General features: G+C 77.0%; 25 protein-coding genes. 17 read left to right on the forward strand and 8 right to left on the reverse strand.

Annotated elements, in window-relative coordinates:
- The first annotated feature begins 349 nt into the window (after nucleotides 1-349).
- Entirely contained in the window at nucleotides 350-1,666 is a 1,317-nt protein-coding gene (locus FBY24_RS11780) for an alpha-galactosidase (protein WP_222117244.1), read from the forward strand.
- Nucleotides 1,663-2,787, forward strand: coding sequence for an arabinan endo-1,5-alpha-L-arabinosidase (locus tag FBY24_RS11785; RefSeq protein ID WP_142160805.1), 1,125 nt, complete (start codon nucleotides 1,663-1,665; stop codon nucleotides 2,785-2,787). Before FBY24_RS11780 ends, FBY24_RS11785 begins: the two co-directional genes overlap by 4 nt.
- Nucleotides 2,788-2,860: 73 nt before the next feature.
- Here FBY24_RS11785 and FBY24_RS11790 read toward each other — a convergent pair whose 3' ends face one another.
- A complete protein-coding gene (locus FBY24_RS11790; RefSeq protein WP_142160807.1) occupies nucleotides 2,861-3,625 on the reverse strand; it encodes an HAD family phosphatase in 765 nt (254 codons plus the stop codon).
- A gap of 267 nt (nucleotides 3,626-3,892) precedes the next feature.
- Between FBY24_RS11790 and FBY24_RS11795 the strand changes: the two genes are divergently transcribed.
- Entirely contained in the window at nucleotides 3,893-4,174 is a 282-nt protein-coding gene (locus FBY24_RS11795) for a glutaredoxin family protein (protein WP_142160809.1), read from the forward strand.
- Nucleotides 4,175-4,221: 47 nt separating this feature from the next.
- Nucleotides 4,222-4,884 (forward strand): redox-sensing transcriptional repressor Rex, encoded by a 663-nt coding sequence (locus FBY24_RS11800; protein ID WP_142160811.1) that lies wholly within the window; start codon nucleotides 4,222-4,224, stop codon nucleotides 4,882-4,884.
- Between the two features lie 76 nt (nucleotides 4,885-4,960).
- Here the strand turns inward: FBY24_RS11800 and FBY24_RS11805 are convergent, their stop codons facing one another.
- The gene (locus FBY24_RS11805; RefSeq protein ID WP_140457377.1) at nucleotides 4,961-5,515 is read right to left on the reverse strand and encodes a YceI family protein; all 555 of its coding nucleotides are present in this window, start codon (nucleotides 5,513-5,515) and stop codon (nucleotides 4,961-4,963) included.
- Between the two features lie 104 nt (nucleotides 5,516-5,619).
- Between FBY24_RS11805 and FBY24_RS11810 the strand changes: the two genes are divergently transcribed.
- The 6 genes from FBY24_RS11810 to ccsB are packed head-to-tail and all read left to right on the forward strand — an operon-like array spanning nucleotide 5,620 to nucleotide 11,292.
- Nucleotides 5,620-6,207, forward strand: a complete 588-nt coding sequence (locus tag FBY24_RS11810; RefSeq protein WP_174243489.1) for a MarR family winged helix-turn-helix transcriptional regulator — start codon at nucleotides 5,620-5,622, stop codon at nucleotides 6,205-6,207.
- A 56-nt stretch (nucleotides 6,208-6,263) separates the two neighbouring features.
- Nucleotides 6,264-6,920, forward strand: a complete 657-nt coding sequence (locus FBY24_RS11815; RefSeq protein WP_142160815.1) for a histidine phosphatase family protein — start codon at nucleotides 6,264-6,266, stop codon at nucleotides 6,918-6,920.
- A complete protein-coding gene (locus tag FBY24_RS11820) occupies nucleotides 6,917-7,555 on the forward strand; it encodes a TlpA family protein disulfide reductase (RefSeq protein ID WP_370511028.1) in 639 nt (212 codons plus the stop codon). The genes FBY24_RS11815 and FBY24_RS11820 overlap by 4 nt, the downstream gene beginning before the upstream one ends.
- Nucleotides 7,552-8,490, forward strand: a complete 939-nt coding sequence (locus FBY24_RS11825; RefSeq protein ID WP_142160817.1) for a cytochrome c biogenesis CcdA family protein — start codon at nucleotides 7,552-7,554, stop codon at nucleotides 8,488-8,490. The genes FBY24_RS11820 and FBY24_RS11825 overlap by 4 nt, the downstream gene beginning before the upstream one ends.
- Before the next feature lie 7 nt (nucleotides 8,491-8,497).
- On the forward strand, nucleotides 8,498-10,270 hold the full coding sequence (locus FBY24_RS11830) for a cytochrome c biogenesis protein ResB (protein ID WP_142160819.1): 1,773 nt from the start codon (nucleotides 8,498-8,500) through the stop codon (nucleotides 10,268-10,270).
- Between the two features lie 8 nt (nucleotides 10,271-10,278).
- On the forward strand, nucleotides 10,279-11,292 hold the full coding sequence (gene ccsB / locus FBY24_RS11835; protein ID WP_142163484.1) for a c-type cytochrome biogenesis protein CcsB: 1,014 nt from the start codon (nucleotides 10,279-10,281) through the stop codon (nucleotides 11,290-11,292).
- A gap of 51 nt (nucleotides 11,293-11,343) precedes the next feature.
- Here the strand turns inward: ccsB and FBY24_RS11840 are convergent, their stop codons facing one another.
- Nucleotides 11,344-11,652: a PLDc N-terminal domain-containing protein gene (locus FBY24_RS11840; protein ID WP_142160821.1), complete on the reverse strand. Its 309-nt coding sequence runs from the start codon at nucleotides 11,650-11,652 to the stop codon at nucleotides 11,344-11,346.
- Nucleotides 11,653-11,749: 97 nt separating this feature from the next.
- On the opposite strand from FBY24_RS11840, the gene FBY24_RS11845 reads away from it, so the two are divergent.
- Nucleotides 11,750-12,127 carry a DUF4229 domain-containing protein gene (locus FBY24_RS11845; RefSeq protein ID WP_142160823.1) on the forward strand — a complete coding sequence of 126 codons (378 nt, stop codon included), beginning with the start codon at nucleotides 11,750-11,752 and terminating at the stop codon, nucleotides 12,125-12,127.
- Nucleotides 12,128-12,174: 47 nt separating this feature from the next.
- On the opposite strand, the gene FBY24_RS11850 is transcribed toward FBY24_RS11845, so the two are convergent.
- Together FBY24_RS11850 and menE are read right to left on the reverse strand one after the other, a co-directional pair.
- Nucleotides 12,175-13,044 (reverse strand): 1,4-dihydroxy-2-naphthoate polyprenyltransferase, encoded by an 870-nt coding sequence (locus FBY24_RS11850; protein WP_142160825.1) that lies wholly within the window; start codon nucleotides 13,042-13,044, stop codon nucleotides 12,175-12,177.
- Nucleotides 13,045-13,121: 77 nt separating this feature from the next.
- A complete protein-coding gene (gene menE / locus FBY24_RS11855) occupies nucleotides 13,122-14,279 on the reverse strand; it encodes an o-succinylbenzoate--CoA ligase (protein WP_142160827.1) in 1,158 nt (385 codons plus the stop codon).
- Between the two features lie 153 nt (nucleotides 14,280-14,432).
- On the opposite strand from menE, the gene FBY24_RS11860 reads away from it, so the two are divergent.
- Entirely contained in the window at nucleotides 14,433-15,524 is a 1,092-nt protein-coding gene (locus FBY24_RS11860; RefSeq protein WP_142160829.1) for a DUF3048 domain-containing protein, read from the forward strand.
- Nucleotides 15,525-15,655: 131 nt separating this feature from the next.
- Nucleotides 15,656-15,838: a hypothetical protein gene (locus tag FBY24_RS11865; protein ID WP_142160831.1), complete on the forward strand. Its 183-nt coding sequence runs from the start codon at nucleotides 15,656-15,658 to the stop codon at nucleotides 15,836-15,838.
- A 22-nt stretch (nucleotides 15,839-15,860) separates the two neighbouring features.
- Here FBY24_RS11865 and FBY24_RS11870 read toward each other — a convergent pair whose 3' ends face one another.
- Together FBY24_RS11870 and FBY24_RS11875 are read right to left on the reverse strand one after the other, a co-directional pair.
- A complete protein-coding gene (locus FBY24_RS11870; RefSeq protein ID WP_174243490.1) occupies nucleotides 15,861-16,847 on the reverse strand; it encodes a 1,4-dihydroxy-2-naphthoyl-CoA synthase in 987 nt (328 codons plus the stop codon).
- A gap of 9 nt (nucleotides 16,848-16,856) precedes the next feature.
- Entirely contained in the window at nucleotides 16,857-17,582 is a 726-nt protein-coding gene (locus tag FBY24_RS11875; RefSeq protein WP_142160833.1) for a hypothetical protein, read from the reverse strand.
- Between the two features lie 130 nt (nucleotides 17,583-17,712).
- Here FBY24_RS11875 and FBY24_RS11880 point away from each other — a divergent pair, with 130 nt between their 5' ends.
- The 3 genes from FBY24_RS11880 to FBY24_RS11890 all read left to right on the forward strand — a co-directional run bounded on the left by FBY24_RS11880 (nucleotide 17,713) and on the right by FBY24_RS11890 (nucleotide 22,299).
- Nucleotides 17,713-18,666 (forward strand): o-succinylbenzoate synthase, encoded by a 954-nt coding sequence (locus FBY24_RS11880; protein ID WP_370511029.1) that lies wholly within the window; start codon nucleotides 17,713-17,715, stop codon nucleotides 18,664-18,666.
- Nucleotides 18,663-20,606: a 2-succinyl-5-enolpyruvyl-6-hydroxy-3-cyclohexene-1-carboxylic-acid synthase gene (gene menD / locus FBY24_RS11885; RefSeq protein WP_142160837.1), complete on the forward strand. Its 1,944-nt coding sequence runs from the start codon at nucleotides 18,663-18,665 to the stop codon at nucleotides 20,604-20,606. Before FBY24_RS11880 ends, menD begins: the two co-directional genes overlap by 4 nt.
- A 115-nt stretch (nucleotides 20,607-20,721) precedes the next feature.
- Nucleotides 20,722-22,299, forward strand: a complete 1,578-nt coding sequence (locus tag FBY24_RS11890; RefSeq protein WP_255432370.1) for a S1C family serine protease — start codon at nucleotides 20,722-20,724, stop codon at nucleotides 22,297-22,299.
- 143 nt (nucleotides 22,300-22,442) lie between these two features.
- Here the strand turns inward: FBY24_RS11890 and FBY24_RS11895 are convergent, their stop codons facing one another.
- A complete protein-coding gene (locus tag FBY24_RS11895; RefSeq protein ID WP_142160841.1) occupies nucleotides 22,443-23,777 on the reverse strand; it encodes an isochorismate synthase MenF in 1,335 nt (444 codons plus the stop codon).
- Nucleotides 23,778-23,889: 112 nt separating this feature from the next.
- Between FBY24_RS11895 and FBY24_RS11900 the strand changes: the two genes are divergently transcribed.
- Nucleotides 23,890-24,588 carry a demethylmenaquinone methyltransferase gene (locus tag FBY24_RS11900; RefSeq protein WP_142160843.1) on the forward strand — a complete coding sequence of 233 codons (699 nt, stop codon included), beginning with the start codon at nucleotides 23,890-23,892 and terminating at the stop codon, nucleotides 24,586-24,588.
- Nucleotides 24,589-24,703 lie beyond the last annotated feature (115 nt).

Consider the following 24,703-nt stretch of genomic DNA (forward strand, 5'->3'; position numbering starts at 1 on the left):
GTCGCATACGTGCCGTGGTGCGGGCTCCGGTGCCCGGTGCGCGACGCCCCTGCGCGCCGCACCCGCTCCTGGCGGTCGTCATTGACCTGTCGTCAACGTCTACAACGTTGAACTACAACGTTGCACAAGATGGCACGCCCGCCCGTCCCCGGTCAAGCGCGGTCCGGTCACGACCTGGTCACGGAGAGTGCTCGCACCCGTCCGCGCCTCGGCGTGCGCCGCTCCCCATGGTGCCCCGCGGCCGGGGCCGGGTGCCGGGACCGTCCGGCCCGTGCGGTTTGACGGCAGGCCCGGGAAGGCGGCACGCTGGCCGTCTTACAACGATGTACAGACGCGCGAAGGGGCCCGCATGCTCGCCGCCACACCGCCCATGGGGTGGAACAGCTGGGACTGCTACGGCACGACCGTCACCGAGGCCGAGGTGCTCGCCAACGCCCGGTTCATGGCCGAGCACCTCCTGCCGCACGGCTGGGACACCGTGGTCGTCGACATCGACTGGTCCGACCCCGCGCCGCGCACCCACGGCTACAACGACGACGCGCCCCTGGTGCTCGACGCCTCCGGTCGGCCGCAGCCCGCGCCCGACCGCTTCCCGTCCGCCGCCGACGGGCACGGGTTCACCGCGCTCGCGGCGCAGGTGCACGCCCTCGGCCTGCGGTTCGGCGTGCACGTGCTGCGGGGGATCCCGCGCCGGGCGGTCGCCGCCGACCTGCCCGTCGAGGGCACCGCCTGGACCGCCCGCGACGCCGCCGACCCGACGTCGCCGTGCGCGTGGAACCCCCACAACGTCGGCCTCGACCACGACCACCCGGCCGGTCAGGCGTACCTCGACGGTCTCGTCGCGATGCTCGCGGGCTGGGGCGTCGACTACGTCAAGGTCGACGACATCCTCGCGCCGCTGCACGTCGACGCCCTCGTCGGCTGGTCCACGGCGATCGCCCGCTCGGGCCGGCCCATGGTGCTGTCCCTGTCGCCGGGCACGCACGTCTCGACGCACGAGGTCGGCCTGCTGCGCGAGCACGCCACGATGTGGCGGGTCTGCGACGACCTGTGGGACCGCTGGGAGGACGTGCACGCGAGCTTCGCCCGGCTGGCCCGGTGGGCGCCCCTGCAGCGTCCGGGCGGCTGGGCCGACGCCGACATGCTCCCGCTCGGACGGATCGGCATCCGCGCCGAGCGCGGCGAGGACCGGCACAGCCGGCTCACGCCCGACGAGCAGCGCACGCTGCTCACGCTGTGGGTGATGGCCCGCTCGCCGCTCATGATGGGCGGCGACCTGCCCACCAGCAACCCGGCGACGATCGCGCTGCTCACCACCCCCGCGGTCGGGCACGTGCTGCGCACCGGCACCGACGGGCGCGAGGTCCTGCGCGAGCCCGCCCCCGACGCGGACGGCGAGCTCGTGGTCTGGTCCGCGCGCAGCGACGTCGACGCCACCCGCTACCTCGCCGTGTTCTGGACCGGCGAGGAGCCCCGGTCCGCGCAGGTGGCGCTCGCGCTGCCGCTCGGCTCGGTGGACGCCGCCGCCGGCACCTGGCGCGCGCGCGACCTGTGGACCGGGCAGCCGCTCGACCCGCCGCGCACCCCGCCCGGGCGCCCGACGCCGGTGCTCGACCTCGACGTCCCCGCGCACGGCGTGCGCTGGGTCGCGCTGACGCCCGCATGAGCGCCGCCGACGTCACGTCGGACGACGCGTCCGCCGACGCGGCCCGGGTGCCGGCCCGCGCGCGGCGCGCCCCCCGCCGCCTCGTCCCCGCGGTCGTCGCGGCCCTCGTCGCCGTCGCGCTCGCCGTGACCGGCGTGGTCCTCCTGCGTCCCGACCCCGCGCCGGCGGCGACGGCGCTCGAGCTCGAGGGCGACCTGCGCACGCACGACCCTGCGCTCGTCGTGGGCGACCCCGGCGAGCCCTGGTACGTCTTCTCCACCGGGGACGTGCGGGTGGGGCTCGGCGCCCCGCAGGTGCGCCGGTCGACGGACGAGGGCCGCACCTGGGAGGAGTTCGGCACCGTGTGGGACGCCGCGTCCCGCCCCGCGTGGGTCTACGAGCAGGTGCCCGGCGTCGAGAACTTCTGGGCGCCCGAGGTCGTCGAGCACGACGGCACCTGGTACCTGTACTACGCGGCGTCCACGTTCGGGTCGAACCGCTCGCTCATCGGCCTGATGACCAGCCCCACGCTCGACCCCGACGACCCCGCGTACGGCTGGCAGGACCAGGGGCAGGTCGTCGCGTCCGTCCCGGGCGAGGACGCGTTCAACGCGATCGACGCCGGCGTGGTCGAGGACGCCGACGGGACGCCCTGGATGGCGTTCGGGTCGTTCTGGGGCGGGATCCAGCTCGTCGAGCTCACCTGGCCGTCGGGCCTGCTCGCCGACCCCGACGCCGAGCCCGTGCAGATCGCCAGCCGGATCGGGGCGCCCAACGCGATCGAGGCGCCGTACCTCGTGCACCGCGACGGGTGGTACTACCTGTTCTTCTCCCGCGACTCCTGCTGCCAGGGGACGGAGTCGACGTACAGCATGGCCGTCGGGCGCTCGCGGGAGGTCACCGGGCCGTACGTCGACCACGAGGGGGCCGAGCTCACCGCCGACGGCGGCCTGTCCCTTCTGGCCACGACGGGCGACATGGTCGGGCCCGGCGGGCAGTCGTACTCGCGCGGTTACCTCGCGTTCCACTACTACGACGCGGCCGAGGGGGGCGACTTCCGCCTCGCGATCCGTGAGCTCGCGTGGGACGAGGACGGCTGGCCCGTCGCCACGACGCGCGAGGAGCAGGAGGCCGCGCGCTGACCCGGCCGTGACGGCGGGGCGTGCGGTCCGGCCCCGCCGTCACGGCCGGGTCAGTCGCCGCGCAGGCGCCGCCTCAGTCGCCGCGCAGGCGCCGCCGCACCGACCGCGCCACGACCGCCGCGACCCACGCCAGGCCCGCGAGGCTCGCGGCGTTCACCCCCTGGCGTGCGTGCCGGCGCCGCGAGCGGAACTCCCGCACCGGCCACCCGACCTCCGCCGCGTGCCGGCGCAGCCGCCGGTCCGGGTTGATCGCGCACGGGTGGCCCACGGTCGACAGGATCGCGACGTCGTTCGTCGAGTCCCCGTACGCGTGGCACCGCGCCAGGTCGTACCCCTCGCGCTGCGCCAGGGCCCGCACCGCGGCCGCCTTCGCCTCGCCGTGCAGGAGGTCGCCGACGAGGCGGCCGGTGTAGAAGCCCTCGTCGTGCTCGGCCAGCGTCCCCAGCGCGCCGGTGGTGCCCAGGCGGCGGGCGATCAGCGTGCCGATCTCCATCGGCGTCGCGGTGACCAGCCAGACCGCGTGCCCCGCGGCGAGGTGGGCGTCCAGCAGCTCGCGCGTGCCCGGGAAGATCCGCAGGCTCAGCACCTCGTCGTACACGTCCTCCGCGATCGCCGTGACCTCGGCGACGGAGTGCCCCCGCATGATCTCCAGCGCCCGGGAGCGGACCTCGTCGATCTGCTGCCGGTTCTCCCCGAACGCGAGGTACCGGGCCTGCTGCCACGCGAACACGACCAGGTCGCGCTTGCGGAAGAAGCCCCGCCGGTACAGCCCGACCGCGAGGTGGAACGAGGACGCGCCGCGGATGATCGTGTTGTCGACGTCGAAGAAGGCGGCCACGGTGCCCTCCGCAGAGGCGGCACCGGGATCGACGGGTGGGCCCGCGACCGGCGGGGCGGCGACCCCCGGCGTGCCGCCGGGCCCGCCATGACCTGGCGTCCCGTCGGGGCCTGCGGCGTCGTCCGTCCGGCCGGAGGGTGAGGTCGTCCCGTCCGCCGCGTGCACCGGGCCACTCTAACGAGCACGGGACCCGCCGGGGCACCCGTGCCGCGGGTGGACCCTGGCCCGACCTGCCCCGACGTGAGCGCCCGGCGCTAGCGTGGGCACGTGATCGAGGACGGGACCGCACCCCGGGTCGTGCTGTACGGCCGCGCCGGCTGCCACCTGTGCGACGAGGCGCGTGCCGTGGTGGTCCGCGCCTGCGCCCGGGCGGGGGCGAGGTGGGCCGAGGTCGACGTCGACGCCCCGGACCCCGCCGGGCGGGACCTGCGGGCGCTGATGGGCGAGCTCGTCCCCGTGGTCGAGGTCGACGGCGTGCGGCAGGGGTACTGGCAGATCGACGAGGAACGGGTCGTCCGGGCCCTCGTGCGGGGCGTGCGCACGTCCTAGCGTGGGACCCTCCCGTCAGGGCCGACGGGAGGACGTGGGGGTGCGACGTGGAACGGGAGCCGACGGTGCCGCAGCGACGGGCGGTGCCGCCCGCGACGGTGGCGCGGCTGCCCGGGTACCTGCGGGCCCTCGAGGCGCTCGCCGCCGGCGGGTCCACCCTGACGTCCTCGGACGGCCTGGCCGCGCAGGCCGGCGTCTCGCCCGCCCAGCTGCGCAAGGACCTGTCGTTCCTCGGCTCGTACGGTCGGCGCGGCGTCGGCTACGACGTGGCGCACCTGCGCGAGCAGGTCGCCGTCGCGCTGGGGCTGAGCAGCGAGCGCCGCGTCGTGCTCGTCGGGGTCGGCAACCTCGGGCACGCGCTCGCGGGGTATGCGGGCTTCGCCGCGCGCGGGTTCGCGCTGGTGGCCCTGGTCGACGCGGACCCGGGCGTCGTCGGGACGGTCGTCGCGGGGCTGCCGGTGCACCCGGTGGCCGACCTCGCGCGCGTGGTGGCCTCGTCGGGGGCGACGATCGCGGTGCTCGCGACACCGGCCGCCGTCGCGCAGGAGGTGTGCGACACGCTCGTCGACGCCGGCGTCGTCGGGGTGCTGAACTTCGCGCCGTGCGCGCTGCGGGTGCCGCCGCACGTCGACGTGCGTGCGGTGGACCTGGCGTCGGAGCTGCAGATCCTGGCGTTCCACGACCGGCGGCGCTCCGCGGACGGCGCATGAGCGCAGCCGGGCCCGGGTGCGCCGCAGGGGCGCGACCGGTGCGGTCGCGCCCCTGCGGGTCGGGCCTGGCGGAGGCTCAGGCCTGCTTGATCGCCGAGACGTCGAGGTCGATGCGGACCTTGTCGGCCACGAGGACGCCGCCGGCCTCGAGGGCCGCGTTCCAGGTGAGGCCGAACTCCTTGCGGGAGATGGTCAGCGTGGCCTCGAAGCCGGCACGCGTGTTGCCGAACGGGTCGACGGCGGTGCCGTTGAACACCGTCTCGAGCTCGACGGACTTCGTGACGCCGTGGATCGTCAGGTCGCCGACGATGACGTACGCGTCGCCGTCGGGGCGCACCGCGGTCGAGGTGAACGACCAGGCGCCGAACTGCTCGACGTCGAAGAAGTCGGCCGACTTGAGGTGGCCGTCGCGGTTGGCGTCGCCGGTGGAGATGCTGGCCGGGTCGAGCGTGGCCGTCACCGAGGTGGTCGACAGGTCCTCGCCGACCGTCAGCGTGCCGTCGGTGATGGTGACGGTGCCGCGGACCTTCGAGATGCCGGCGTGCCGGACCGTGAACGACGCCTCGGAGTGCGACGCGTCGATGGCCCACGTACCGGGGACGAGGCCGGCGGGCAGGGTCGTGGTGCTCATGGTTCCTCCGCATGTCTGGGTCGGGCCGTGTGTGAATCTTCAACGACCCGTTGGTTGACTTTTCTACTACACTGGTCGGGCAGGTGCAACCCCGGGAGAGTGATGTGACGACGAGCACGCCGGCGACCGAGCCGGCAGCAGCAGCACCGCGCGACGCGGCGCCCCACGACGAGCAGCCCGTGCGCTGGCTGACCGAGGACCAGCAGCGCGACTGGCGCGCCTTCCGCGACGGCACCGCGCTCCTCCTCGACGCCCTCGGGCGGGAGCTCGACGAGCAGTCCGGCCTCTCGCTGGGGGAGTACGAGCTCCTCGTCCGTCTCTCCGAGGCGCCCGACCGCACCCTGCGGATGTCCGACCTCGCGGGCGACCTCGCCCACTCCCGCAGCCGCCTCACCCACACCGTCGCCCGCATGGAGCGCGCCGGGCTGGTCCGCCGCGAGCGCGCCACCTGCGACGCGCGCGGCGTCAACTGCGTGATGACCGAGCAGGGCTGGGCCACCCTCGTCGCGGCAGCACCGGGCCACGTCCGCTCGGTGCGCGCCCACCTGGTCGACGCCCTCGACGCCGACCAGCTCGCCGCCCTGGGCGCCGCCATGCAGACCGTGGTCGCCCACCTGCGCTCGCCCGCGTGCGACGCGGCCCGCGCCGCGGACGACGACGCCGCCGAGGCCGCGGGCGGCAGCGCGGCCTGAGGCGGCCCGGGACGGCAGCGGTCGGGGCACCGGTCCGGGTTTGCGAGACTAGGGGCATGGTCGCCACCACGGTCCACCTGCTGCGTCACGGCGAGGTCCACAACCCCGAGGGTCTGCTCTACGGCCGACTCCCCGGGTACCGGCTGTCCGAACGGGGGCAGGCCATGGCCGAGCTCGTCGCCCGCACCCTCGCGGGCGAGGAGGGCGCGCCCCGCCGGGACGTCGTCGCCGTGGTCGCCTCGCCGCTGCAGCGCGCGCAGGAGACCGCTGCGCCGATCGCCCGGGCCTTCGGCGTGGAGATCACCACCGACGAGCGCATCATCGAGGCCGAGAACCACTTCCAGGGCATGACGTTCGGCGTCGGCGACGGCTCGCTGCGCCACCCCGAGCACTGGCCGCACCTGCGCAACCCGTTCCGGCCCTCCTGGGGCGAGGCGTACACGGCGCAGGTCGAGCGCGTGCTCGCCGCCGTCGACGCCGCCCGGGCCGCCGCCCTCGGCCACGAGGTCGTCCTGGTCTCCCACCAGCTGCCGATCTGGGTGACCCGGCTCGCGCTCGAGGGCCGCCGCCTGTGGCACGACCCCCGCCGCCGGCAGTGCTCGCTCGCGTCGCTGACCTCGTTGCGCTACGACGGCGACCGGCTCGTCGGCGTCGGCTACTCCGAGCCCGCCGCGGCCCTGCTGCCCGGCGCGTCGCCGGTGCCGGGGGCCTGACCGTGGCCCGACGTCCCGCCCGCGCCGCCGCCCTCGCCCTGGCGGCCGTGCTCGTGCTGGGCGCGTGCTCGACCGACGACGGGGGGGCCGACGACGTCGTCGACCAGGGCTACGAGTCCGGCGACGGCTCGACCACCACGTGGTCCGTCGACGAGCGCACGGACCCCGTCGCCCTGGCCGGGACCGACTACGAGGGGCTCGACCACGACCTCGCGGACGCCCGCGGCGACGTCGTGCTGCTCAACACCTGGTACGCGGCCTGCCCCCCGTGCCGCGCCGAGGCGCCCGACCTCGTCGAGATCGCCGAGGACTACGCCGACGACGGGCTCCAGGTGCTCGGCATCAACAGCCGCGACGCCGCCGGCGCCGCGCAGGCGTTCCAGCGCGAGTTCGCCGTGCCCTACCCGAGCCTCGACGACTCCGACGGCAGCGCCGTCGCCGCGCTCCAGGGCGTCGTGCCCGTCAGCGCCGTGCCGACCACGATCCTGCTCGACCGCGAGGGCCGCGTGGCCGCCCGCGTGCTGGGGCTCGCCGACGCCTCGACGCTGCGCGCGCTCGTCGACGACCTGCTCGCCGAGGGCGCGCCGGCCGACGACGCCCCGGCAGGCGTCGCGCCGACCGGGGACGACGCGTGATCCTCGCCGCCGACCTCGCACCGACGGTCGTCGGCGGCTCCCTCCTGCTCGCCGTCCCCGTCGCGGTGCTCGCCGGCCTGGTCTCGTTCGCGTCCCCCTGCGTGCTGCCCCTCGTGCCGGGGTACCTCGGGCTGCTCGGCGGGACGCTGGGCGGCGCGTCCGGCCCGCGCACCGTCCTCGGGCTGCCCGACGCCACCGGCGTCGTGCGCCTGGACCCCCGCCGGGCGGGAGCCGCCACGGTCGGCGGGACCGCGGCGGCGACGGGAGCCCCCCCGGCCCCCGGCCCCGACGCGGTCGCGGGCGACGCCGTCCCGCTGCCGCACGCGGCCCCGGCGCCCCGGGCCGCCGGTCGTGGCCGCACGCTCGCCGGGGTCGGGCTGTTCGTCGCCGGGTTCACCGTCGTGTTCGTCGCCTACGGCGCGCTCGCCGGCTCGCTCGGCGCGGCGCTGTGGCAGTGGCAGGACACGGTCGGGCGGGTGCTCGGCGTGCTCGTCGTGCTGCTCGGCCTGACGTTCGTCGGCGCGTTCCGGTTCCTGCAGGTCGACGTGCGCCCGCACGTCGCGCCCCGGGCCGGCCTGTGGGGCGCGCCCGTCCTCGGGGTCGCGTTCGGCATCGGCTGGACGCCCTGCATCGGCCCCACGCTCGCCGCGATCCTCACCCTCTCGTTGACCGGCGGGTCGGCCGGCCGGGGAGCCCTGCTGGCCGTGGCGTTCTGCGTCGGGCTCGGGCTGCCGTTCCTGCTCGTCGCGCTCGGCCTGACCGGGTCGCGCCGGGCGCTGGCGGTGCTCAGCCGGCACCGCGTCGCCGTCATGCGGGTCGGCGGGGCGATGCTCGTCGTGCTCGGCCTCGCGCTCGTCACCGGCGTCTGGACCACGTGGGCCGCCTGGCTGCAGGGGCTGCTCACGGGGTCCGAGCCCTTCGTCCCCGTCCTGTGAGGCCCCCGTGGTGACCTACCGGCCCGAGGGCCTCGACGACGCGTTCAGCGACGACCGTGCGCAGCAGCCCGACCAGCGCCCCGACCCAGGCCCCGGGCGCGGCGCCGCGCCGGACGCCGGCCCCCCGGCGCTGCCCGCGCTCGGGGCCGTCGGCTGGCTGCGCTGGGTGTGGCGGCAGCTGACGAGCATGCGCGTCGCCCTGCTGCTGCTCATGCTGCTGGCCGTCGCGGCCGTGCCCGGCACCGTGTTCCCGCAGCGCCCGCAGGACCCGGCGGCCGTCGCCGACTACCTCGAGGAGCACGCGACCACCGGGCCGTGGCTCGACCGCCTCGGCTTCTTCGACGTCTACGCGTCGGTGTGGTTCTCCGCGATCTACCTGCTGCTGTTCGTCTCCCTCGTCGGCTGCATCCTGCCGCGCACCCGTGTGCACCTGGGCGCCCTGCGCGCCCGTCCGCCGCGCCCGCCCCGTCGGTTCGGCCGGTTCCCCGCCCAGGGCGGCGGCACCTCCCCGGACGCGCCGCGCGAGGTCGCCGAGCGTGCCGCGGCGCTGCTGCGCCGCCGGTGGCGCGTGCTGCCGCTGGCGCCCGCGTACCGCGTCGACGTGCACGACGAGGGTGACGGCACGTGGGCCGTGGCCGCCGAGCGCGGGTACCTGCGCGAGACCGGCAACCTGCTGTTCCACCTCGCCCTCGTCGGCCTGCTCGTGGCGGTCGCGACCGGGCAGATGCTGCACTACCGCGGGCAGGCGATCGTCGTGCAGGGCCGCGGGTTCGCCAACGCGCAGGTCGACTACGACACGTTCGAGCGCGGCACCGCCTTCGACCCCGCCGACCTCGTGCCGTTCACGCTGCGGCTCGACGAGTTCGACGCCGAGTTCGACCCCGAGACCCTCCAGTCGCGCGACTTCACCGCGTTCGTCACCCTCACCGAGCCCGGGCAGGAGCCGACCGCCGAGACGATCCGCGTCAACCACCCGCTCACGGCCGGCGGCGCCAAGGTCTACCTGCAGGGCAACGGGTACGCGCCCCAGGTGACGGTGCGCGACGCGGCGGGCGAGGTCGCGTTCGCCGGCGCGGTGCCGTTCCTGCCGCAGGACGACGTGTACACCTCCCGCGGCGTCATCAAGGTCCCCGACGTGTCCGGCGGTCAGGACCAGATCGGGCTCGTGGGCTTCCTGCTGCCGACCGCGCAGGAGTGGATGCCCGGGTTCTGGCAGTCGGTCGACCCGCAGCCGGCCGACCCGCTGCTCGTCCTGTCCGTCTGGTCGGGCAACCTCGGCCTCGACACCGGCGTGCCGCAGAACGTCTACCAGCTCGACGAGTCCCGCATGGAGCAGGCCCTGGAGGCCGACGGCACGCCCGTGACCCTCGAGGTCCGCCCCGGCGAGACCGTCGACCTGCCCGACGGCCAGGGCACCCTGACGTTCGAGGAGCTGCCCCGGTTCGTCGCGCTCGACCTGCGGCACGACCCCGCGCTGACGTGGGTGCTCGTCTTCTCCCTCCTCGCGTTCGCCGGCCTCGGTGCGTCGCTGTTCGCGCCGCGGCGACGCCTGTGGCTGCGGGCCGGCCCGGCACCGCTCGCACCGGGCCGGGACCAAGGTCCTGCCGCGGGTACAGTGATCACCGCCGCAGGGCTCGCGCGCGGCGACGACGTCGGCCTCGTGACCGAGCTGGACCGCGTCCTCGCCGCCGTGCTGGGGGACGGGTCCGACGGCGCGCACGAACGGGCCGCCGGCACGAGCGCGGGGCCCGTCGCGGACGGACGACCCGGAGGCCCGTGATGGACCAGATCTCCCTCGCCGAGGTGAGCGACCTGCTCGTGTGGGGCGCCACCACGGCCTTCACCGTCGCGCTCGTCGCCTGGACCCTGGAGCTCGGCCGCGTCGCCGAGGCCGCGCAGCAGGTCCGCGACCGCAGCCGCGAGCTCGTCGGCGCGGGCGCACCGGTCGAGGACCGTCCGGTCGCCGCGCCGGCGGCTGCCGATGGTCCGTCCCGGGCCCGGGGCATCGCGCTGAGCACCACGCCCCTGGGGATCCTCCTCCTGCTCGCGGGCGTCGTGACGCGCGGGCTGGCCGCGGGGCGGTGGCCCACCGCGAACATGTACGAGTTCGCGATCGTCGGCGTGCTCGTCGCGGTCACCACGCTCACCGTGCTGCAGCGCCGGCGGGTGATCGCGTTCGTCTCCGTGGTCGTCATGGGCATCGCCGTGCTGGGGCTGGCCCTGGCGCTCGTCGTGTTCCACGTCCAGGCCGACGCCGTGCAGCCCGCGCTGCAGAGCTACTGGCTGATCCTGCACGTGGGTGTCGCGATCACCGCGACCGGCGTCTTCACGGTCGGGTTCGCCACGTCGGTGCTCCAGGTGCTCTCCTCCTCGCGCGCCGAGGGACGCTCGCACGTCGCGCGGCCCTGGCGCCGCATGGACGGCCTGCGCCGGCCGCTGGCGCGCTGGCGCGTCACGGGACCGGCGTTCGCGTGGCTCGAGCAGGTGCCCGACGCCCGCCGCCTCGAGGCCCTGTCCTTCCGCCTGCACGCGATCGGCTTCGTCCTGTGGACGTTCACCCTCATCGGCGGGGCCATCTGGGCCGAGCACGCGTGGGGCCGCTACTGGGGCTGGGACCCCAAGGAGGTCGGCTCCTTCGTCGCGTGGGTCGTGTACGCCGCGTACCTGCACGCCCGCACCACGCGCGGCTGGAACGGGCGCCGCGCCGCCTACCTGGTCTACGCCGGGTACGCGGTGGTGCTGGCCAACTTCACCGTCATCAACCTGTTCGTCGACGGGAAGCACTCGTACTCGGGCCTGTGACCCGCCCGGGCCGGTGACCCGCCTCCGCCGCCGTCCGCGGCGCGGGGCGCGTCACGTCGTGGGGTTGTCGTCCGTCGCGTCGCGCTGCTGACGGCGCCGCTCCTGCTCCAGGCGCCACAGGAAGTCCGGGTCGTCGTCGGGGGCCACGGGCCGCGGCGGTGCGCCCCGCCCGCCCCGCCCGGCGCGCCTGTTCCGCGACACGACCAGCCAGACGACCCCGCCGACCACCGGGACGAGCAGCACCAGGGCGATCCACGCGAGGTGCGGGGCGCCGAGCCGTTCGTCCTCGTCGCTGCGGGTGACGTCGACGACGCAGTAGACGACGAACGCCAGCAGGAGCAGGAACAGCAGATTCCTCATCGTCCCCAGGGTAGTCGGCGGTCGGCGTCCCGGCCGCGGCAGGCGCCCCCGGTCGGGGCACGACCGGGCGCCGCCGCGCAGCGCCTACCCTGGGGGCGTGCCCGTCGTCGTCTGGTCCGCGCTCCGGCTGCTCCTCCTCCTCGTCACCACCGGTGTGCTCTGGGCCGCCGGGATGCGCTCGTGGCTGGCCCCCGTGGTCGGGGCGTTCCTCGCCTGGGCGCTGTCGTACGTGCTGCTGCAGCGGCCCCGCGACGCCGCGGCCCGCTACCTCGCGGACCGGGCCGCCGAGCGTGCCGCGGCCGGCGGGCGCGCCGTCCTGCGCGGCGGTGCGGCGCAGGACGCGGACGCCGAGGACGCGGCCGACGAGGCCGCCCGGTCCGCGGCCACGCCGGGCGCCGACCCGCGCGCCTCCGACGTCGGCGTGGTCCCCGACCCGCCGTCGGCCGTCCCGGACCCCCCGCCCGCGCGCGGCTGACGCCCCGCCCGCGCGACGGGTCGGCGTCGGTCAGAGCGCGGCGTCGGTCAGAGTGCCAGGCCCAGCCCCAGCAGCACCCCGAACGCCAGCTCGAGCGCACCCACACCCGCGAGCACCGGCACGAGGGCCAGCCCGCGGGCACCGAGCAGCACCACCACGGCCAGCACCACCGAGGGGGCGAGCAGCAGCAGCACCAGCAGCGACCACGGGGCGACCACCGCGCACGCCGCGCCGAGCAGCACCGGCAGCACGACCATGGCCGCGAACACCCGGCGGGCGCGGCGCTCGCCCAGCCGCACCGCGAGCGTCCGCTTGCCGACCACCGCGTCGGTGGGCACGTCGCGCACGTTGTTCACCATGAGCAGCGCGCACGCCAGGAGCCCGACGGCCACCGCCCCGACCCACGCGGTCCACGGCAGCTCGCCGGCCTGCGTCCACGTGGTGCCCAGCACGGCCACGAGCCCGAAGAACACGAACACGCCGACCTCGCCGAGGCCGAGGTACCCGTACGGGCGCCTCCCGCCCGTGTAGGTCCACGCGGCCACGACGGCGAGCGCGCCCACGGCGAGCAGCCACCACGACCCGGACAGGGCGACCAGGCCCAGCCCGAGCAGCCCCGCCACCCCGAACGCGGCGAACGCGGCGGTGCGCACCTGCGCCGGGCGGGCCGCCCCCGACGCGGTCAGACGCATCGGCCCGACACGGTCCAGGTCGGTGCCCCGCACCCCGTCGGAGTAGTCGTTCGCGTAGTTGACGCCCACCTGCAGCGCGAGCGCGACACCTGCGGCGAGGAGCGCGCGGCCGACGTGCTCGGCGCCCACCTGCGCGGCGGCGCCCGTGCCGACCAGGACGGGGGCGACGGCGGCGGGCAGGGTGCGCGGACGTGCGCCGGCGACCCACTCGGTGGTGCTGGCCATGGTGCTCCTGGGCTCGGGGGGCCCGGCGCACGGCCGGGAGGACGGACGGGACGGTCCCGCACGGGCGGGGCGTCGGGTCAGGCGGGCGGGGCCTGGGCCTGCTGCTCGACGGCGAGGCGCGCGACGGCGCGGCGGTCCGGCTTGCCGGGGCCGCGCAGCGGCAGCGCGTCGACCACGACCACCTGCCGGGGCGCGCTCGCCGGGCCGAGGGCCGCGGCCACGGACGTGCGCAGGTCCTGCAGCGGCGGGGCTGCACCGTCCGACGTCACGACGACGGCGACCACGCACTGCCCCCAGTGCTGGTCGGGCACGCCCACGACGCACACCTCGCGCACGCCCGGGTGGGCGGCTACGACCGCCTCGACGGCCTGCGGGTCGACCTTGACGCCGCCGGAGACGAGCACGTCGTCGAGGCGGCCGAGGACCTGCAGGCGACCGTCCACGACGCGCCCGCGGTCGGAGGTGCGCAGCCAGCGCGCGCCCCGCTGCGTCACGAACGTGGTCGCGTCCAGGTCGGGGCGCCCGAGGTACCCGGTCGCCAGGACCGGACCGGTCAGGCTCACGCGCTGCTCGGCGTCGACGTCGACCTGCACGCCGTCCAGCGCGACGCCGTCGTACACGCACCCGCCGCACGTCTCCGTCATGCCGTACGTGGTGACGACCCGCACCCCGGCCGCCCGGGCCCGCGCCAGCAGGGTCGGCGACGTGGCGGCCCCGCCGACGAGGATCGCGTCGAAGGTCCGGGCCGCCGCCGTGGCCGCGTCGTCGTCGAGGACCCGGACGAGCTGGGTCGGCACGAGCGACGTGTACCGCGGCAGGTCCGTGCCGAGGCCGTCGACCGCCGCGCGGAAACCCTCCGCGCGGAAGGGTCCGGCGCCCAGCACGTGCGGCGCGTGGCCGGCGAGCAGCGCGCGCACCAGCACCTGGAGCCCCGCGACGTGGTGCACGGGCAGCGCCAGCAGCCACCGCCCCGGGCCGCCCAGGCGCGCGGCCGTGGCGGCGGCGGACGCCCGCAGCGCGTCGGCGCCGAGCAGCACGTCGCGCGACCGCCCCGTCGAGCCCGAGGTCCGCACGACCAGCGCCGTGCCGTAGGGCACCCCGCGCGGCGCCTCGTGCCCGCGCGGGACGTCCGGGTCGAGCGCGCGCAGCGCGGGACCGGTGCCGTCGAGCGCGGCGGGCAGCGCGTCGAGCAGGTCCCCCGCGCGCGCGGGGACGTCGCGCAGGGGCCGGTCCACCCGCACAGCCTAGGTCGCCCGGCGCGCCCGGTCGTCCCGGGTGCGCCCTGCCGCACGGCCCGCGGTCGTAGAGTGGCCCGCGGCTGCCCCGGTCCTCGTGGGGCGCCGGCCACGGACGGGGGGTCCGCGGCGGGGGAGGGATCAGGAGACGAGATGGCACCGACGGCTCGGGCCGAGCGGCCCCGGCGCGCCCACCGGGCGGCGACCCGCCACGGACTGCTGCTGGCGGTGGGCGCGGCCCTGGCGCTCGCCGCGTGCGGGTCCCCGACGACGCCGGACGTCACCGTCGTCACCCAGGCCCCGACGATCGAGCCGGCCAAGGGGGCGGTGCCCGCGCCCGAGGTGCCCCCGACCTGGCCGCTGACGGGCGTCGCCGGGGAGCCCGACCCGCGCCCCGCGATCGCCGTGAAGATCGAGAACACGTCGTCGGCCCGCCCGCAGTCGGGCCTCGACCAGGCCGACGTCGTCTGGGAGACCATCGTCGAGTTCGAGGTCTCCCGGTTCATCGCCGTCTTCCACTCCCAGGTGCCCGAGGAGGTCGGCCCCGTCCGGTCCGTGCGGCCCATGGACCCGCTCGTCGTCAGCCCCCTGGGCGGCCTGCTCGTGTTCTCGGGCGGCCAGCCCGGCATCCTCGACCTCGTCGCGCAGTCCGGCGTCCAGGTCGTCTCGCACGACGCGGGCGCGCCCGGCCTGTACCGGATCAGCTCCCGCTCCGCCCCGCACAACGTCTACGGGACCCCCCAGACCTGGTGGGACGCCGCCGAGGCCGGCCGCACGGCGCCGCCCGAGCAGTTCGCGTTCGCCCGGACGGCCGAGCGCGCGACCGCCGCGACCGACGGGTCGCCCGCGTCGACGCTGGCCTTCCGGCTGTCGGGCGCGTCGAGCCCGACGTGGACGTGGGACGGTGCCAGCGGCACGTGGCTGCGCGCCGAGGGGTCGACCCCGGCGACGGTCGCGAGCGGGCAGCGGATCTCCGCCGTCAACGTGGTCTCCGTCGTCGCCGGGCACCCCGACTCCGGGTTCGGCGCCCAGGGCGGCGCGCCCGTGCCCACCTACGAGCTCGTCGGCTCCGGCGAGGCCACCCTCGCGACCGGCGGCAAGACCGTCGCGGTGACCTGGGAGAAGACCGCCGCCGACGCGCCGCTGCGCCTGCTGATGCCCGACGGGTCGCCCGCCCGCCTGGCCCCCGGCACCACGTGGGTCGAGCTGGTGCCCGCGGGCACGGGGTCGCTGACCGTCTCCTGACGGGCCCGGCGGGGGCGCCCGGCGTCATCCCGCAGGGGGACCCCGCGGCGCCGCACGGTGGACGGACCTCACCCGCGGCGCCCGACCCCCGGCGGACGCGCCGCGGGCGACTCCCCGACCAGGCTGGTGCCATGACCACGCACCACGCCCCGGCCCTCGTCCCGTCCGCCACCGACGCCCCCGCGCAGCCGCAGCACGACGTGCGGTCCGCGCTCGCGGTCGTCGCCGCCGGCCTCGTCCTGGTCGCCCTGCTCGTCGGCGGCACGGCCCTGCTGACCGCGGTCCTCGACGTCGCCCGGTGGGTCTCCGCCTGAGCCGCCCGACGACGCGCCGGCGTCAGTAGGCGTACGGGAAGCCCGACCAGTCCGGCGCCCGCCGCTGCAGGAACGCGTCGCGCCCCTCGACCGCCTCGTCCGTCATGTACGCGAGCCGGGTCGCCTCACCGGCGAACACCTGCTGGCCGGCCAGCCCGTCGTCCGCCAGGTTGAACGCGAACTTCAGCATCCGCACCGCCTGGGGCGACTTCGACGCGATCACCCGCGCGTACTCCAGGCCCACCTCCTCGATCGTCGCGTGGTCCACGACGTCGTTGACGGCACCCCAGTCGTACGCGTCCTGCGCGGAGTACTCCCGGGCGAGGAAGAAGATCTCCCGGGCCCGCTTCTGCCCGACCTGCCGCGCCAGCAGCGCCGAGCCGTAGCCGCCGTCGAACGAGCCCACGTCCGCGTCGGTCTGCTTGAACCGCGCGTGCTCACGGCTCGCGACGCTCAGGTCCGCGACCACGTGCAGCGAGTGCCCACCGCCCGCGGCCCAGCCGTTGACGAGCGCCACGACGACCTTCGGCATCGTCCGGATCAGCCGCTGCACCTCGAGGATGTGCAGCCGGCCGGCGCGGGCCGGGTCGATGGCCTCGGCGGTCTCGCCCTCGGCGTACCGGTACCCGTCCCGGCCCCGGATGCGCTGGTCCCCGCCCGAGCAGAAGGCCCACACCCCGTCCTTGGGGCTGGGGCCGTTGCCCGTGAGCAGGACCGTCCCCACGTCGGACGTCGTGCGCGCGTGGTCGAGCACGGCGTACAGCTCGTCGACGGTGTGCGGGCGGAAGGCGTTGCGCACCTCGGGCCGGTCGAACGCCACCCGCACCACCGGCAGGTCCCGCGCCACCGCACCGGCCGCGGTCTGCGCCGCGTCGGGCCGGGCCACGCCCCGGTGGTAGGTGATGTCGGTGAGGTGCTCGAACCCGGCGACCGTGCGCCACCGGGCCGGGTCGAAGGTGTCGGAGACGCGGTCCGGCAGCGGGGGACCGGCGGGGGTGTCGTCGCTCACCGGACGACCCTATGCGGTGGCGTGGTCGGCGGGAGTCTCCCGGTCGGGGCCCTCGGACCGGCCGAGGAGCCACCGTGCAGAGATCAGGCACAGGCCGCACCACGGCACGAGCGACGCGAGGGACGCGACCAGCCCGACCACGCCGAACGGCGAGGGGACCAGCATGAGCGCACCCGCCGCGGCCGCCCACAGGGACGACCCCCGCGGAGCGTCGGGCGCCAGGTGCAGGAGTCGTGCGACCAGGAGCAGGACGACCGCGCCGAGCAGGTAGTACGTCAGGAAGGCCGTGCCGGTCCAGCCCGCCAGCACGGCCTCTCCCGCGGCTTCGAGCGCCGTGCGACCCGCGTCGTCGGCCGCGGCGTGCGCGCGGGCCAGGGTCAGCATCTCGGCCGCCGGGTTCGACGCGACGTACGCAGCCATCTGCAGCGTGCCCAGGCCGACCACCAGGACGACGCCCGACCTCGACACGGTGCGCAGCGCTGCCGCCCACCCCAGGTACAGCAGCCACACGGCCAGGTTGTTCACCAGGTACAGGGCGTCGAGGGAGAGCAGGCCGACCACCGGGTCGTCGATCATGAGCGCGAAGACCTCCGGCGTCGTGCGTGCGGGCGGCCGGACGGAGAACGTCGCGACCTGCACAGCGACGAGAGCGACCGAGCCGATCGCGCCCCATCCGCCAAGACGCCGGAGCCCGCGCAGGTCGTCATCGGGCGCAGGGCGTGCAGCGCTGACCATGGTGCCTCCGCATCGGTCGGCGCTCGTGCCGCCGTCCCGTCGACCTTAGGGCGGCGCGCCCTCGCGCGTGGGCCGTTGGGGAGGCGGCCCCGCGCGCGCCGGTGCGGGGCCTCCCTACGCTGGTGGCGTGCTGCCGATCTCCGACGTCGTCGTCTGGTCCGTCCCCCTGCGCACCCGCTTCCGGGGGCTGACCTCCCGGGACGGGGTCCTCGTGCGGGGCGCGGCCGGCTGGGGCGAGTGCAGCCCCTTCTGGGACTACGACGACGACGCCGCCGTCCGCTGGTGGCAGGCTGCGCGGGAGGCGGCCGACGAGGGCTGGCCCCCGCCCGTCCGCACGCACGTGCCCGTCAACGTCACGGTGCCGGCGGTCGCCCCCGATCACGCGCACCGCATCGTCACCGCGTCCGGCGGCTGCCGCACCGCCAAGGTCAAGGTCGCCGAGCCGGGCCAGGACCCGCACGCCGACGAGGCGCGCCTGGAGGCGGTCCGCGACGCCCTCGGCCCCGACGGTGCGATCCGCGTCGACGCGAACACCGCCTGGGACGTCGGCACCGCCGTGACCCGGCTCGCCGCGCTCGACCGGGCGGCCGGCGGGCTGGAGTACGCCGAGCAGCCCGTCGCCGGGGTCGAGGACCTCGCCCGGCTGCGCCGGCGCACGCACGTGCCGCTCGCCGCCGACGAGTCCGTGCGCCGCAGCGACGACCCCCTGGCCGTCGCGCGCCTGCACGCCGCGGACGTCGTGGTCCTCAAGGCCCAGCCGCTCGGCGGCGTCCGCGCCTCGCTGCGGCTGGCCGAGCAGATGGGTCTGCCCGTGGTGGTGTCCTCGGCGCTGGAGACGTCCGTGGGCCTGGCCGCCGGTCTCGCGCTGGCCGCGGCGCTGCCCGAGCTGCCCTACGCGTGCGGCCTGGCGACCGCCCAGCTGCTCGCGTCCGACCTCGTCGCCGAGCCCCTGCTGCCCGTCGACGGGGCGATCGAGGTGCGCCGGCCCGCGCCGGACCCTGCGCTGCTCGCGGCCGCCGCCGCGCCCGCGCCGCTCGTCGCGCGCTGGGGCGCGCGCCTGGACGCCGTGCGGGCTCGGGCATGATGGCCGACGTGAGCGCGACCCCCGACGACGCCCCCCGCACCGGGACGACCGCACGGGTCCCGGCCCGACGCGCCGCCCGCCGGCCCGTCGACCCCGGCCCCCCGGCGATCGCCGCGGCCCGGGTCCTCGTGCAGGCGCTCGCGGCCCTCGGGGTGCGGGACGTGGTGCTGGCCCCGGGGTCGCGCAGCGCCCCGCTCGCGTACGCCCTGGCCGACGCCGCGCGCCCCGACGAGGACCGTCCCGCGGGCGCCCCGGCGGTCCGCCTGCACGTGCGCGTCGACGAGCGCGACGCCGCCTTCCTCGCCCTGGGTCTGTGCCGCGCGTCCGCGCACCCGCCGCGCCACGGGGAGCCCGCACCCGCCGGACCGCGCCCCGTGGCCGTCGTCACCACGTCGGGCACCGCGGCCGCGAACCTGCACCCCGCCGTCCTCGAGGCCCACCACGCCGGGCTCCCGCTCCTGCTGCTGACGGCCGACCGACCGCACGAGCTGCGCGGCACCGGCGCCAACCAGACCACCGAGCAGGTCGGCATGTTCGGCGGGGCCGTGCGCCTCGCCGTCGACGTGCCCGCGCCGGACGGGCGCACGGGGGAGGACCGGGACCTGCGCCGGCTGGTCTCGCGCGCCGTGGCCACCGCGCTCGGCGCCCGCACCGGCGACCCCGGCCCCGTGCACCTCGACCTGGCGTACCGCGACCCCCTGGTGCCCGACGAGGCGCCGTGGCCGCCCGCGTCGGAGGCGGGCCTGACGCAGGTCGCGACGAGGCACGCGCCCGCCGAGGCCGCCGAGCCCGCGACGGGCACGGTGCCGACCGTGACCGTGCGCACCGAGGGCGGCCGCCGGGTGCGGCGCGGCTCGGGCGCGGTGCCGACCGTCGTGGTCGCGGGGGACGGCGCCGGTCCGACCGCCCGGCGCCTCGCCGAGGCCAACGGGTGGCCCTTGCTCGCCGAGCCGTCGTCGGGCGCCCGTCAGGGTCCGCACGCGATCGGCGCCTACCGCCTGCTGCTCGACGACGACCGCCTCGGCGGGCGCGTGGGCCGCGTGGTCGTGCTGGGACGTCCGACGCTCTCGCGGCAGGTGCAGCGGCTGCTGGCCCGCCCGGACGTCGAGGTCGTCGTGGTCGCCCCGCGCGGCGTCGACTGGCCGGACGCCGCCCGCAACGCCTCCCAGGTGCTCCTCGAGCCGCCGCCCCGCATGCGCCAGGGCCGCGTCGGGGCGCCCGAGGGCTGGCTGGACGACTGGCAGGTCGCCGACGCCGCCGCGCAGGAGGCGCTGGCCGGGCTGCTCGACACGCCCGAGGACGCGCGCCGCTCCCGCTCCGGCCCGCGGGTGAGCGGCCCGGCGCTGGCCCGCGCCGTCGCCCGCGCCAGCGCCCCCGACGACGTCCTCGTCGTCGGGGCGTCGAGCCCCGTGCGCGACCTCGACCTCGTGGCCCGCTGGGACACCGCACCGCTCGTGCTGGCCAACCGCGGGCTCGCCGGCATCGACGGCACGGTCGCGACCGCGACGGGGGTGGCCCTGGGCCTGCCGCACCGCCGCGTGCGCGCCTACCTGGGCGACCTCACGTTCCTGCACGACGTCGGCGGCCTGCTGCGGGGCCCCGCCGAGCCGCGCGTGGACCTGCAGATCGTCGTCGCCAACGACGACGGCGGCTCGGTCTTCACGACCCTGGAGCACGGCGAGCCCGAGCGCGCGGAGACGTTCGAGCGCGTGTTCGGCACCCCGCACGGCGTCGACGTCGCGGCGCTGTGCGCGGCGTACGGGGTGCGGCACACGCGCGTCGTCGACACCGACGGGCTGCTGCCCGCGCTCGCAGCCCCGGGCACGGGGGTGGGTGTGGTCGAGGTGCGGGTGGACCGCACGCAGCGGCGCGCGCTGGGGGAGCGGGTGGCCGTCGAGGTCGCCGCCGCGGTGGACAAGGCCCTGACCGCCGGGCCGTGACGTCCCGGTGCGGGGCCGGGCGTCCGCTCGCCGCGAACTCACAGCAGGTTCCCAGGGTTCGGGGAGGCGTGTCCCAGTCCCTGGGGGTGAGATGGGTCTCGACAAGGAGGCAGCCATGACCAGCACGCCCGAGCAGCCGCACCGCGGGCAGCAGGACCACCCGACCGAGCCCCTCGCCGTCGCGCAGCCGACGCAGCGCCTGCCGCTGCCGGCGACCCCGCCCGCTCCCGCGCCCGAGCGGCTCACGCCCGCGCAGCAGTGGGCCCGGTACGACGCCGCGCAGCGCGCCACGCGCGAGCCGGCCCTCGTCGGCGCCCCCGCCGCCGCGCACGCCGCACCGCCGGCACCCCCCGTCCCGCCGGCTCCCGCCGGTTCCGCGTCCCCCGCCGCCGGCCCGGCGACGCCCCCGCCCCCGCCCGCCGGCGGCACCCCGTCGTCCGCCCAGCCCTGGGGCCCGCCCGCCGGACCCGCGCCGCGCCGCCGCTCCCGGGCGTGGCTGTGGATCACCGCCGGCGTCGTCACCGGCCTGCTCGTCGGCGGCGGCGCGGTCGCCGCCGCGCAGCTCGTGGACGGCTCGGCGGGCACGCAGCGCCCGGCCTCGCTGGCCGAGCTGGGCCGGCCGGCGGACGACACCGTCCCGGTCGCGGGCTCCACCACGCAGGGCCCCGACTGGCCCGCCGTGGCCGCCGCGGTCCAGGACTCCGTCGTCGCGATCGACGTCACGACCTCGGCGGGCGAGTCGCAGGGCTCCGGCGTCATCATCAGCGAGGACGGTGCGATCCTCACCAACAACCACGTGGTCTCCGGCGCCGGCGACGGTCAGGTGACGGTGACGCTCACCGACGGGCGCATCCTCGAGGCCGAGGTCACGGGCACGGACGCCAGCACCGACCTCGCGGTCATCCAGGTGGTCGACGCCCCCGACGACCTGGTGCCCGCGGTGCTCGGCGACTCCGACGCGGTCACCGTCGGGGAGTCCGTGATGGCCGTGGGCAACCCTCTCGGCCTGGCCAACACCGTCACCACCGGCATCGTCTCGGCGGTCGACCGGCCGGTGAGCACGCAGGAGAACGGCGGCGAGGCGGCCGTGACCAACGCGATCCAGATCGACGCCGCGGTCAACCCCGGCAACTCCGGCGGCCCGCTGTTCGACGCGCAGGGCCAGGTCGTCGGCATCACGTCCTCGATCGCGACCCTGTCGAGCGAGTCCGGGTCGATCGGCCTCGGGTTCGCGATCCCGGTGAACCTCGCCGAGCAGATCGCGGCGCAGCTCATCGCCGACGGCGAGGCCGAGCACGCGTTCCTCGGCGTGACGCTCCAGGACGGCACGGCCACCGCCGACGACGTCACGCGCCGCGGGGCCGTGGTGCGGTCCGTGACCGACGAGTCCCCGGCGGCGGAGGCGGGCCTGCAGGTCGACGACGTGATCGTCGCGATCGACGGCGACGTCGTGGGCGGCTCGGAGTCCCTCACCGCGTACGTGCGCGGCATGTCCTCCGGCGACGAGGCCACGCTGACCGTGGTCCGGGACGGCCGTGCCCTCGAGGTCGACGTGACGCTCGCGACCCGCCCGGACGACTTCGGCCAGCAGGAGCAGCAGCCCGCCGTGCCGGACGACTCCAGCGGGATGCCCGAGGGCATGACGCCCGAGGACCTGTGGGAGTGGTTCCAGCAGCAGCAGGAGCAGGGCTGAGCCCCGCACGACCTGGGCCGGCCGGTGACGGTCGTGCCCACCGCGGTCCGGTCCCCCCTGACCGGGCCGCACGCGAGCCCGCCGCGACGTCCCCCGCGGCGGGCTCGCGCACGTCCGGGGCCCCGGGCGTGCGCCTCGAGGGCTCAGTCGCCGCCGAGGGCGTAGCGCATGGGCTCGAGCTTGGCGCGGGACTCCGCGAGCTCGGCGGCCGGGTCGGACGCCGCCACGACGCCGCAGCCCGCGAACAGCCGCAGGCGGTGCGGGTCGTCGGGGTCGACGCGGGCCGAGCGCAGCGCGATGCCCCACTCGCCGTCGCCGTCGGCTCCGAACCACCCGACGGGCCCGGCGTACCGGGCCCGGTCCATGCCCTCGACGCGGGCGATCAGGGCCCGTGCGGCCTGCGTCGGCGTGCCGCACACCGCGGCCGTCGGGTGCAGGGCCGCGGCCAGCGCGAGCGAGGACGGGTGCGTGCCCTCGGCGCCGCGCAGCACGCCCGTGACGTCGGACGCCAGGTGCAGCACGTTCGGCAGCGAGAGCACGAACGGCACGTCCGGCACGTTGCTCGACGAGCAGAACGGCGCGAGCGCGTCGGCCACGGACGTCACGGCGTACTCGTGCTCCTCCAGGTCCTTGGACGAGTGCGCGAGGATCGCGGCGCGTGCCATGTCCGCCGCGTCGTCGCCGGTGCGCCGGATCGTGCCGGCGAGCACGCGCGAGGTCACCAGCCCGCGCTCGGAGCGCACGAGCAGCTCGGGCGTCGCGCCGATCATGCCGTCGACGCTGAACGTCCAGCACGACCGGTACCGCCCCGCGAGCCGCGCCAGCGCCCACCGCACGTCCAAGGGGTGCTCGGTGCGTGCCTCGACGTCGCGGGCGAGCACGACCTTGTCGACCTCCCCGGCGCGGATCGCTGCCACGCCGCGGGCCACCACGTCGAGCCAGTCCTCGGCCGCGACGGCGCCGTCCCGGTACTCGACGGCGCCCGGCGCGGTCGGCGCGGTGCGCCCGGTGACGACCTCGGCGAGCGTGGGTGCGGCTCCCAGGCGGGCTGCGGGCGTCAGCGTCGTCAGCCAGGCCCGCCCGGCGCGGCGCCCGACGACGACGCGGGGGACGACGACGGTGCCGCCGTCCGCGGACGCCCCGTCGAACGCGAACGAGCCGAACGCGACCGGTCCGGTGCCGGGCAGCCCCACCTCGTCGCGCACGACCGCGTGCGCGAGGACCTGCTGCCAGGCCCGCTCGGCGTCGGCGAACCGGTCGGGGCCGTGCACGTCGACGCGCAGGGCCTCGCCCCACGCCACGAGGCCGTCGCCGCGACGCACCCACGCCAGGGGCGCGTCCTGCGGCAGGAGGTCGAGCAGGTCGGCCGGGTCCGGCTCGCCCGCGCGCCCGTCGCCGAGCCCGTCGAGGGCGACCGTCCGGACGACGAGGGGGTGGGGGAAGGGCTCCCCGGGCGTGGAGCTGGGCGACGTGCTCATCACCGTCCAGGGTAGGTGGTGCGTCGTGGTCGCCCGGACCGTCGGCGGTCACCCGCGCGGGTGGCGGTGGTGCCTGGCGGGCGCGCGGGGGCGGACCTGCGACGATGGGCGCATGTCTCGCGCCTCCCTGGAGAAGGACCCCCGCGACGTCGCCGCGATGTTCGACGCGGTCGCCCGGCGGTACGACCTCACGAACGACGTCATCTCCCTCGGTCAGGACCGTGCCTGGCGCCGGGCCACGCTCGCGGCGCTCGGGGCGCAGCCGGGCGAGACGGTCCTCGACCTGGCGGCGGGCACGGGCACGTCGAGCGAGCCGCTCGCCGACGCGGGGGTGCGGGTCGTGCCGTGCGACCTGTCGACGGGCATGCTCGGCGTCGGCAAGCGCCGCCGCCCCGACCTGCCGTTCGTGGCGGGCGACGCGCTGCACCTGCCGTTCGCGGACGGCGTGTTCGACGCGGTCACCATGTCGTTCGGGCTGCGCAACGTCGCGGACGTCGACGCGGCGCTGGCCGAGCTGCTGCGCGTGACGCGCCCGGGCGGGCGGCTGGTCGTGTGCGAGTTCTCCCGGCCCACCTTCGCCCCGTTCCGCACCGTCTACACCAACTACCTCATGCGGGCGCTGCCGCCCGTGGCGCGCGCGGTCTCCAAGGAGCCGGACGCCTACGTGTACCTCGCCGAGTCGATCCGGGAGTGGCCGGACCAGGCCGCGCTCGGGCGGCAGGTGCGGCGCGCGGGCTGGACGGACGTGGCGTTCCGCAACCTCTCGGGCGGCATCGTCGCCCTGCACCGCGCGACACGCCCGGAGGCCTGACGCGCGCACCCGTGCCCCGTGCGGCGCCGGCGGGTAGCGGCTGGTGGGGCGGTCCGGCGGGACGATCGTCCCGCGGCGGGCGCCAGGTAAGCCCTACCTTCGCAGACAGGCCCGG

Source organism: Cellulomonas sp. SLBN-39 (genome assembly GCF_006715865.1).
Lineage (GTDB): Bacteria > Actinomycetota > Actinomycetes > Actinomycetales > Cellulomonadaceae > Cellulomonas.

Coding starts and splice junctions, on each gene's coding strand:
- FBY24_RS11780 (WP_222117244.1), top strand. CDS start 350: ATGCTCGCCGCCACACCGCCCATGGGGTGGAACAGCTGGGACTGCTAC.
- FBY24_RS11840 (WP_142160821.1), bottom strand. CDS start 11,652: ATGAGGAATCTGCTGTTCCTGCTCCTGCTGGCGTTCGTCGTCTACTGC.
- FBY24_RS11815 (WP_142160815.1), top strand. CDS start 6,264: ATGGTCGCCACCACGGTCCACCTGCTGCGTCACGGCGAGGTCCACAAC.
- FBY24_RS11875 (WP_142160833.1), bottom strand. CDS start 17,582: ATGGTCAGCGCTGCACGCCCTGCGCCCGATGACGACCTGCGCGGGCTC.
- FBY24_RS11890 (WP_255432370.1), top strand. CDS start 20,722: ATGACCAGCACGCCCGAGCAGCCGCACCGCGGGCAGCAGGACCACCCG.
- FBY24_RS11900 (WP_142160843.1), top strand. CDS start 23,890: ATGTCTCGCGCCTCCCTGGAGAAGGACCCCCGCGACGTCGCCGCGATG.
- FBY24_RS11860 (WP_142160829.1), top strand. CDS start 14,433: ATGGCACCGACGGCTCGGGCCGAGCGGCCCCGGCGCGCCCACCGGGCG.
- FBY24_RS11895 (WP_142160841.1), bottom strand. CDS start 23,777: ATGAGCACGTCGCCCAGCTCCACGCCCGGGGAGCCCTTCCCCCACCCC.
- FBY24_RS11785 (WP_142160805.1), top strand. CDS start 1,663: ATGAGCGCCGCCGACGTCACGTCGGACGACGCGTCCGCCGACGCGGCC.
- FBY24_RS11805 (WP_140457377.1), bottom strand. CDS start 5,515: ATGAGCACCACGACCCTGCCCGCCGGCCTCGTCCCCGGTACGTGGGCC.
- FBY24_RS11865 (WP_142160831.1), top strand. CDS start 15,656: ATGACCACGCACCACGCCCCGGCCCTCGTCCCGTCCGCCACCGACGCC.
- menD (WP_142160837.1), top strand. CDS start 18,663: ATGATGGCCGACGTGAGCGCGACCCCCGACGACGCCCCCCGCACCGGG.
- FBY24_RS11850 (WP_142160825.1), bottom strand. CDS start 13,044: ATGGCCAGCACCACCGAGTGGGTCGCCGGCGCACGTCCGCGCACCCTG.